The 1,413-nt window shown below is 69.7% G+C and carries 1 protein-coding gene; it reads right to left on the bottom strand.

Going from position 1 to position 1,413, the window contains the following annotated elements:
* Positions 1-330: 330 nt before the first annotated feature.
* On the bottom strand, positions 331-1,413 hold a 1,083-nt coding region (locus C5N14_RS31445; protein WP_117673540.1), incomplete at its 5' end, for an XRE family transcriptional regulator.

The following is a 1,413-nucleotide window of genomic DNA, read 5'->3' as shown; positions in this document are numbered from 1 at the left end:
TGCTGTCCACGACGCCACCGCCGGTCCGGCACCGCCCGGGTCGTCTCCTCGGCCGGTATTCGCTCCGCCTCGGCCTGCGCGAGAAGCCGCCGCCTCGCGGCTTCCCGTTCCGCCGCCTGGATCTGCTCGCCTCTGTCCTCGACCGGAACAGCGTCGCTCATCCCTACCTCCGCTGGGGAGGGACGCGACGGCGGGTGCTCTTGGAAGGACCGCCACCGCCGCGCCCCGGCTCAAGGGACGCGACCGCAGCGGGCACTGATGCCGGTGGTGCTCAATCGCGTCCTTGTTCGGACCGTAGAGCGGTCGGCGTAACAGGAAGATAACCGTCAGTTAGATTCCGTGAGGCTCGGGGTCCAACGGATCGATACCGATGCGAATTGCGAGGTCCCGCAGCTCGGGGGAGCCCCGTCGGCGGGCATCCCTGACCATCTGTCCGACGATTTCCCGCACACTCGGCCGGGACCGTAGCTCAGCGGGTGACGCGTTGTCCGCCTCCAGGAACGCGAGGACCGCCCGGTCCTGGTCACCGGCCGCATACCAGCCGCGTCCTGCGTCCAGGTGTAGGCGGCATCGGCGGTTCGCGGTGCGGACCTGCGACCGGTCGACGCGCCGAGCCTGTTCCGGCGCGCGTTCAGGCGTCCCGTTCTCGACGGCCACACCCACCCGCCAAATCCCGCAGTTCGCCGGGGTGAACTCCATTCGCCACGGGTCAGACCCGGCCCGACGCGCGGCGTTCTCCGCCTCCGCCAAGTGCCCATCCGGGTCGCCACTGCCCAGCGAGGCGGCCGACATCGCGGAATGCAGGTGAAGCATCCCGTACCAGGTCAACAACTCGTCGTCCCCCGTGTCACCCAGTCGCTCGGCCGCGCTCGTAGCCACTGCCAGCGACCGCCGCCGACCGCCGTGCGTACCCGACGACAAGGCACTTTGGGCGACAGCGAAGGCGGCAGCAGCAACATCCGCTGGTCCAGCGAACGCGGCGGCCAGCTCAGCACGCTCCGCGTACCGTGCCGCTAAATCGATGTAGCCGAACGGCTTGATCGCCAACACAGTGGTCACAGCGGCCCGGACGAACAGTCGCGGCCCGTCCGGGTGCCCAGAGTTGGCGAGCTGCCGAGTGGCCGCGACCAGACCGGGCAGCAGCCGCGCGAGCGCCTTGTAGTCGCAGGCCATCCTGGCTGCCATCGCCTGGTCCACAGACGCACGCAGGACGGCCGAGTCCAGCGAAGGAGCCGACGCTTCCGGATCGTCGTCGAGAGCGCCACGCAGCGCCGGAACGACGGTGTAGATGGCGAGGTCATCCTCGCTGCGCGGCGGGTGCGGCTGGCCGGTCAGGTCAGTGACACTGACACCGAGAGCGCTCGCCAGGGCGATGAGCCGTGAACGCTTAGTGACGGGCCGTCGTCCCGACTC

This window comes from Micromonospora sp. MW-13, assembly GCF_003434305.1.
Taxonomy (GTDB): Bacteria; Actinomycetota; Actinomycetes; order Mycobacteriales; family Micromonosporaceae; genus Micromonospora.
The sequence above is the reverse complement of the archived record's forward strand: the minus strand, read 5'-3'. Positions and strand labels throughout refer to the sequence as shown.